The sequence below is a fragment of the Caballeronia mineralivorans PML1(12) genome (assembly GCF_001028175.1).
GTDB lineage: Bacteria > Pseudomonadota > Gammaproteobacteria > Burkholderiales > Burkholderiaceae > Caballeronia > Caballeronia mineralivorans.
The window spans coordinates 21,846-29,275 of the sequence record NZ_AEJF01000022.1; the positions used below are offsets into that span (position 1 = coordinate 21,846).

Here is a 7,430-nt window from a genome sequence, read left to right on the forward strand (position 1 = left end):
TTTCTAAACCTTCGTCGATAACTCCAGCCGCAACGCACGCAGCACCGCGCCGCTGTCCGGGCGCACCCCGCGCCACAGGAAAAACGATTCCGCCGCCTGTTCGACCAGCATTCCGAGACCATCGGCCGAACGCGCGCCGAGGCTTTGCGCGTGGCGCATGAACACCGTCGGCTGGGCGCTGTACATCATGTCGTAGGCGAGCGTGCCGGGGCCGAACGAACCGTCGTCGCAATCGGGCAGCGAGTCGTCGAGACTGCCGGCCGTCGCGTTCACGATCACATCGTAGGGGCCTGCTTCCACGCTATGCGCACCGCCGCCGGAGAAACGCACATGCGCGGCGTGGGCGGCATCGGAGAAATGATCGACGAGTTGCTGCGCCTTCGATGCCGTCCGGTTCACGATCGTCAGCGCCGCCACGCCGCAATCCAGCATCGGCAGCACAACGCCCCTTGCCGCGCCGCCCGCACCCAGCAGCAGCACGCGCGCGCCTTTCAAGCCAACGCCCAGATTCCCTTCGATATCGCGCACAAGGCCAACGCCATCGGTGTTGTCGCCGAGCACGCCGTCTGCATCGCCGAAACGAAGCGTGTTGACCGCGCCCGCTGCGGCTGCGCGCGGCGTGAGGGTATCGGCGAACGCGTGCGCGTCGAGCTTGAACGGCACGGTCACATTCATGCCGCGACCGCCCGCTTCAGCGAACGCCCGGACATCGTCGGCGAACGCGCCGATGGTTCCAAGCACGCGCCCGTATTCGATCGCTTCGCCGGTCTGCTCGGCGAAACGCGCATGAATCCACGGCGATTTGCTATGCGCGACCGGATTGCCGATCACGGCATAGCGGTCAACGCCCTCACGTCGCGCACCGGAAGTCATCGCGTGGGCTCCGTCGTGTCGGGCGTGCTTTCGCCGGCCGGCTCATCCGTGGAAGCTTCCGCTTGCGTCGACGCATCTTCAGCCGTCGCTTCCGCCTGCGCCTCAGCTTCGCTTTCCGCGCTCAAATCTTCCGTTTCGATCAACTCTTCTTCTGTCTCTTCCTGCTCCGCCTCGACCTCTTGCGCCGATGCGGCAGAAGGTGCATCGATCACATGCAGCAAGCGGCACGACGCCTCGACGGTGAGTTCATCGAGGTTCATCACCTCCAGCATCACCTTCGTTCCGCGCGCATGCACGCCAAGCCCGGGCACATGCAGCATCAGCGGAATTTCATCGAGACGCACGAGATCGTCCTTCACCACCGACGCCGCCACCTGCTTCTTGTTCTCCTGCTTCAACCATCGCAGGCACCAGAAATACTCCATACGCCGTTGATGATCGGCGTACGCGGAATACTGGTCATCGAAGCCCTGCACAACAGCGAACAAATCAGCGTCTTTCGGCTTGAACGGCGCGACCAGCGCAGCCGTCACGCCATGCCGCACGCACGCGAGCAATTGCCATTGATTGACGAGGTCGACGTATCGACGCAACGGCGACGTGCTCCACGCATATTGCGCGACACCGAGCCCTTCGTGCGGCGCGGGCGTGGTCTGCATGCGCGTGCGCTTCGGACCCGGTGCGCCAAATCCGCGCTGCGACCGGTAGATCCCCGGCACGCTGTGATCGTTAAGAAACGCGCCCCACGATGAATTCGCGAGAATCGCCAGTTCAGCGACGATCAGATCAAGTGGCGATCCGCGTCGACGCGGCGTGATCGTGATGTGCTCGCCTTCCACGTAGAAGTTGAAGTCGTTATTGCGCTGCACTTCGCGCCGCAGGCCGTAACCCGCGCGCGCTTGCTGACGCTTTTCGAAGAGCGCCTGCGCGAGCGGCCAGAGCACCGCGATGTCATCCTTGTGCGCATACTCGCCGCTACTGGCCGCGAGCGATTCCTCGGTGACGTGTTCGTCCAGATGGTTGTGCCGAAGATTGTTCTTCACGAACACACGCTCGGCGCGCGTTTCGCTCGCCACGATCTCCTGCGTTTCGCGATTCACAATGATGTACAGCGACAACGCCGGGCGCAATCCGCCCTCAGCCAGCGTGAACGCTTCCACGACGCTGTCCGGCAGCATCGTGATCTTGTCGCCGGGCATGTAGACGGTGGAAAGCCGCGTGCGCGCGATCGCATCGATCATGTCGCCGCGCGTGATCCCCAGCGCCGGCGCCGCGATATGCACGCCAATCCGCACGCGGCCATCGGCGAGATGCTGGACGGAGAATGCGTCGTCGATTTCGGTGGTCGTGACATCGTCGATGGAGAACGCTTCCACGTCCGCTTGCGGCAGATCGTCAGGCAGCGGCGGCACCGTGACCGGCGCGAAGCCCGTGCCGTGCGGGAAAAACTCAGATAGGAAACGCGCTTCGTGCAGCGCCCGCGCCGACGCAATCCCGCCGACTTCCAGCATCAGCCGTGCTTGCGAAATTCCGCGCTGGGCGGCAGCCGCCTCAAGCGCCTTGTATTCGATGGAGTTCTTATCCGGCTTCGTCAGCAAACCGATCGCCTTGCCGGCGAGCGCCTCGGGCAATTTGCCCGCGACCAGTTCCGCTTCGTAACCCGCTTGCACCAGTGCCAGTTGGCGTTTCTTTTCAAGCCCGGCCAGCGCCATTTGTAACTGTTCCTGCGGCGCGCGCTGATATTGTCCGCGGCCTTTGCGGCGGAAATACACGGGCGAACCATGCATGCGCAGCACGAGCGCGGCACGCTCGGTCGCGCCGAATTTATCGCCGAAATAATCGGCGCCCAGCTCTGCGAACGGGAATTCCTCTTCCGGCGCGCATTCCCACAGGAAATCGAGGTCGATGCCCTGCGCAATGGCGTCGGCCTGTTGCATCAGATCGGCTGCGTTCGGTTTATCGAATTCGATCAATACGTCTTTGGCGCGCACTTTCGCGCGCCGTCCGCCCGGCAACTCGACCTGAAACGCATCGTTCTGTTTGGACAGAACGGCGCCGGCCTTGAAACTACCCGATTCCTCGAAAAAAACGTTCACTCAATACTCTCGAAAGACGGTTGGTCGACGTGGCGTGCAGTCGGGTTTGCATCCCGGTACTACAGCGCCAAGCCAACGAAAAATGGATGCGCTTGGGAATTCAGGCCGCTACCGCGGGGGGCCGCGCTGCGCAGAACGCGAGCACCTGATCCAGATAACTGGGAAAGTCGCTGATTGCGTGATCGCTGCCCTGGATCAGCGTGGTGCGCACGTCCGGGTAATGCGCGAGCATGGTGCGATAGTCGAGCACTTCGTCGCCGGTCGCCGCGATCAGATAGTAGCGCTCCGGCCGGGTAATCGAGGCGACCGAAAGCGCGCGCAGTTCATCGATATGACGCGGCTCGACCACAATAGTGCCGCCGCCATGCCACAACGGCTGCTCGCCCAGATAACAGCTCAGATCCTTTTGCGGCACGACCGCCGGATTGAGCAACACCGCGCGCCAGCCATGTTTTTCAGCAAGCCACGTGGCGTAGAACCCGCCAAGCGAGCTGCCGATCACCGTGATCTCGTCGTCGGGGGCCTGCGCGGCGAGCGTTTCGGCGAGCGCGATGGCTTCTTTAGGCGACACCGGCAACGTCGGACACTGCCACTCGTCGATCAGTCCGAGTTCTTCGAGCCGCGCGCGCATCAAACGTGCCTTGAACGATTGTGGCGATGACCGAAAGCCGTGCAGATAGAGAATCACGCCCGCTCCTTGGTGGCCGGCCGTGCCGACAGTGCGTCGAGTAGCTTCTGATGAACGCCGCCGAAACCGCCGTTGCTCATCACCAGCACATGATCGCCCGGCCGCGCTGCTGCTGCGACCGCATTGACGAGCAACACGAGGTCGTTGAAGGCCTGGGCTTTGTCGCCGAGCGGCGCCAGCGCCGCTTGCAGGTCCCAGCCGAGCTTGTCGCGGCCTTCGTGCGCGCCGTAGCCGAAAACCAGATCGGCGTCGGCGAGACTGGCTGGCAATTGCGCTTTCATGGTGCCGAGTTTCATCGTGTTCGAACGCGGCTCGAGCACGGCCAGAATGCGGCTATTTCCGCCGATGCGCGTGCGCAAGCCCGCGACCGTCGTTTCGATCGCCGTGGGGTGATGCGCGAAGTCGTCATAGACAGTCACACCGTCCACGCTGCCCTTCACTTCCATCCGGCGTTTCACGTTCCTGAACGTGCTCAGCGATTGCGTCGCCTGCGCGGGCGGAACGCCCACCGAACGCGCCGCCGCGATCGCCGCGAGCGCATTCATTCGATTGTGCTCGCCTTGCACTTGCCAGTCGACCACGCCCAGGCGCTCGCCTTCCCAGTACACGGCGAACTGCTCGTCGACGGCAACGCCTTCGCTGGCAGGCAGCGCTTCCCAGCCGCCCTGCACCCCGAAGCGCTCGACGCCTGACCAGCAACCGCGTGTCAGCACGCGTTCGAGCGCGGCTTCGCGCCCGTTCGTCACGATCCGGCCGACGCCCGGCACGGTGCGCACCAGATGATGGAATTGGGTCTCGATAGCGGCGAGATCCGGGAAGATATCGGCGTGATCGAATTCGAGGTTGTTCAGCACTGCTGTGCGCGGACGATAATGAACGAACTTGGAGCGTTTATCAAAGAAGGCTGTGTCGTATTCGTCGGCTTCGATCACAAAGAAGCTCGAATCCGTCAGCCGCGCTGAGATGCCGAAATTCAATGGCACGCCGCCGATCAGGAATCCCGGGTTCATGCCGGCATCTTCCAGCAGCCAGCTCAGCATGGAACTCGTGGTGGTCTTGCCGTGCGTACCGGCGACCGCGAGCACCCATTTGCCAGTTAGCACGTGCTCGCCGAGCCATTGCGGGCCGGACGTGTACGGCAGGCCGCGATCGAGGATGGCTTCCATCAGGGGATTGCCGCGCGTCACGACATTGCCCACCACATACAGATCCGGTTCGAGCGCGATCTGCTCGACGCCGTAACCTTCGATCAACTCTATGCCCTGCGCTTCGAGCTGGGTGCTCATTGGCGGATAGACGCCGGCGTCGCAGCCGGTGACGCGGTGACCCGCTTCGCGGGCGAGGACCGCGAGGCCGCCCATGAATGTGCCGCAGATACCGAGGATGTGAATGTGCATAAAGCGTGTGTTCGTGGCGGAAGGGCCGTTAGCACGGGGGGAATGAGTGAGGTATTCCGGCGCCCGGAGCGACACATTGTAACCGACGGTAGGGCGGGGTTTTCGCTCCGCCGAGTGCGAACGAAAACCCATCTCCGGTATCATTCCGCCATGATTCGCAAATCACATTTCGATCCGCAACGCGTACGCGAAGAAATCGCTATCGCGGCAGCGCGGATGATCGCCGAAGACGGCCTCGACTACTCCACCGCCAAGCGCAAGGCAGCGCGCCAGGTGGTCGGTGAGACGCGCGTGGGCGGCGAATGGCTACCGGATAACGGTCAGATCGAAGAAGAAATCCGCGAATACCAGGCAATTTTTCAAAGTGAGAGCCAGCCAGCCGTCCTGCGCCGCATGCGCGAAGTGGCGCTCGAATGGATGCAGCGGCTCCAGCCCTTCAATCCGTACCTGACCGGCGCGGTCCTGAACGGCACGGCCGGCGAGCATTCGGACATCCACTTGCAGTGTTTCTGCGACAACCCGAAGGAAGTCGCGATTTATCTGCTGAATGCGAACGTTCAATACGATGTATCGGAGACGCGGCATTTTGCCGGGCGCGGTTACGTCGAAACCTTGAGCTTCCTGATGCGCCCCTCACGCGACGAAGAGCCAATGGGCATTCACATCGCGCTCTACGACACCAACGACCTGCGCGGTGCCGTACGCGCGGACGGCCGGGGCAAGCTCGCGCGAGCAAACGCTTCCGCCGTGCGCGCATTGCTCGACGAACCGCCAACACCGGCCCCCTTACTATGAATTCCATGCGCATTGTTGCTGCCCTCGTTATCGCCATTGCGGCGACCGGCGGCGGTTTCTACGCCAGCCATCTAGTGATCGGCGGCCAAACCAGCGAAGCGGCGGTGACCCTGTCCAAAGCGAGCGGGAACGCCGTCGATGAACTCTGGAAAGCACAGTTGCAAACTGCTGTCGGCACGCAGCAAGCGCTCGCCGCGTTCAAGGGCAAGCCCGTCGTGGTGAACTTCTGGGCGTCATGGTGCGGCCCCTGCGTGAAGGAAATGCCGACGCTCGCCGCGCTTCATCGCGAATACGAGAAGAAAGGGATCACGTTTGTGGGTCTTGGCGTCGATTCCGAGAAAAACGTGAACGCGTTCCTCCAGAAAGTGCCAGTCGATTACCCGATTTATATCGCGGGCTTCGGCGGCGCGGACCTCGCCCGCAGTTTCGGCAATAACGCGGGTGCCTTGCCGTTCACCGTGGTTATCGACGCGAAGGGTGTGATTCGTTCGACAAAACTCGGCGAAGTCGATCCAAAAGAGCTGAAAGCGACGCTCGACGCCTTGTAAGACACCCGTTTGACCGCGCAAAAATCGATACGAATCGCGGGAAGATAGCGTCATTTCAAGAAACTTTGCACGAAAATGCGTGCAAAATGCGCTTGTTCGGACCGCCTGACTCCCTGAGCGGTGCGTTGGGCGGGCCGTAAAACTAGACAAAATTCTCTAAAGGGCGCTAAAGTGCGCCCAACTCCGCACAAACCAAAGCCACTATGTCACGACTGCTGGTGCTGCACGGCCCAAATCTTAATCTGCTTGGCACCCGCGAGCCGGATGTCTACGGCCGGGTGACGCTGGCAGAAATCGATCGGGCACTGGTAGAGAAGGCACAAGCGGCTGGCGCGGAATTGTCGTCGTTCCAGAGCAATCATGAAGGCGCGATCGTCGACCGCATTCAGCAGGCGCGGACCGAACAGGTGGACTTCGTGCTGATCAATCCCGCGGCCTACACGCACACGAGCGTCGCGATCCGCGACGCCCTCGCGGGCGTGGCGCTGCCTTTCGTCGAGATTCATTTGTCGAACGTGCACAAGCGGGAAGCTTTTCGGCATCACTCCTATTTCTCCGATCTCGCCGAAGCCGTGATTTGCGGCCTGGGCTGGAAAGGCTATCTGTACGCGCTCGATTTCGCGCTCGAGCGTGTTGCTTTGAATTCTGCTGTAAAGCCACGCGCTTGAGTCGCGACCCGCTCGAAGCAATTGAACGGCTCGCACAACGTGATGCGGAGCCCGCGTCTGCAGCATCGGACAATGCTCCCGTCGGCGGCACCCAAAACCAAGTCAAGCACCGGAAAAACGCTTCCGGTCACCAAGCATTGAAAGGGGAATTTTCGATGGACCTTCGTAAACTTAAAACTCTCATCGACCTCGTCTCGGAATCCGGCATCTCGGAGCTGGAAGTCACCGAAGGCGAAGGCAAGGTTCGCATCGTCAAGAATGCCGCGCCGGTCTACATGCAGGCTCCGCAGTACATGCCGCAAGTCCCGATGCAGCAGGCGCCGCAATACGGCCAGCCGGGCGACGCAGGCAACGGCGGCGCAGCC

Annotated in this window: 7 protein-coding genes and 1 pseudogene; 4 read left to right on the forward strand and 4 right to left on the reverse strand. The window is 62.1% G+C overall.

Annotated elements, in window-relative coordinates:
* Positions 1 to 3 precede the first annotated feature (3 nt).
* The 4 genes from aroE to mpl all read right to left on the reverse strand — a co-directional run bounded on the left by aroE (position 4) and on the right by mpl (position 5,054).
* Complete coding sequence (gene aroE, locus EOS_RS03595) at positions 4 to 873, reverse strand: shikimate dehydrogenase (RefSeq protein ID WP_047845240.1); 870 nt, start codon at positions 871 to 873, stop codon at positions 4 to 6.
* Positions 870 to 2,969 carry a ribonuclease catalytic domain-containing protein gene (locus tag EOS_RS03600; protein ID WP_047845241.1) on the reverse strand — a complete coding sequence of 700 codons (2,100 nt, stop codon included), beginning with the start codon at positions 2,967 to 2,969 and terminating at the stop codon, positions 870 to 872. The genes aroE and EOS_RS03600 overlap by 4 nt, the downstream gene beginning before the upstream one ends.
* A 100-nt stretch (positions 2,970 to 3,069) precedes the next feature.
* Entirely contained in the window at positions 3,070 to 3,657 is a 588-nt protein-coding gene (locus EOS_RS03605; protein WP_047845242.1) for a YqiA/YcfP family alpha/beta fold hydrolase, read from the reverse strand.
* Positions 3,654 to 5,054 (reverse strand): UDP-N-acetylmuramate:L-alanyl-gamma-D-glutamyl-meso-diaminopimelate ligase, encoded by a 1,401-nt coding sequence (mpl, locus tag EOS_RS03610; RefSeq protein ID WP_047845243.1) that lies wholly within the window; start codon positions 5,052 to 5,054, stop codon positions 3,654 to 3,656. The genes EOS_RS03605 and mpl overlap by 4 nt, the downstream gene beginning before the upstream one ends.
* Positions 5,055 to 5,204: 150 nt before the next feature.
* Here mpl and EOS_RS03615 point away from each other — a divergent pair, with 150 nt between their 5' ends.
* The 4 genes and pseudogenes from EOS_RS03615 to EOS_RS47895 form a co-directional block, all read left to right on the forward strand.
* Positions 5,205 to 5,849, forward strand: a complete 645-nt coding sequence (locus EOS_RS03615) for a hypothetical protein (protein ID WP_047845244.1) — start codon at positions 5,205 to 5,207, stop codon at positions 5,847 to 5,849.
* Complete coding sequence (locus tag EOS_RS03620) at positions 5,846 to 6,397, forward strand: TlpA family protein disulfide reductase (RefSeq protein ID WP_047845245.1); 552 nt, start codon at positions 5,846 to 5,848, stop codon at positions 6,395 to 6,397. Before EOS_RS03615 ends, EOS_RS03620 begins: the two co-directional genes overlap by 4 nt.
* A gap of 203 nt (positions 6,398 to 6,600) precedes the next feature.
* Entirely contained in the window at positions 6,601 to 7,065 is a 465-nt protein-coding gene (gene aroQ / locus EOS_RS03625; protein WP_047845246.1) for a type II 3-dehydroquinate dehydratase, read from the forward strand.
* Positions 7,062 to 7,430: pseudogene (locus EOS_RS47895) on the forward strand (hypothetical protein); the annotation flags it as partial. The gene aroQ and the pseudogene EOS_RS47895, both read left to right, overlap by 4 nt.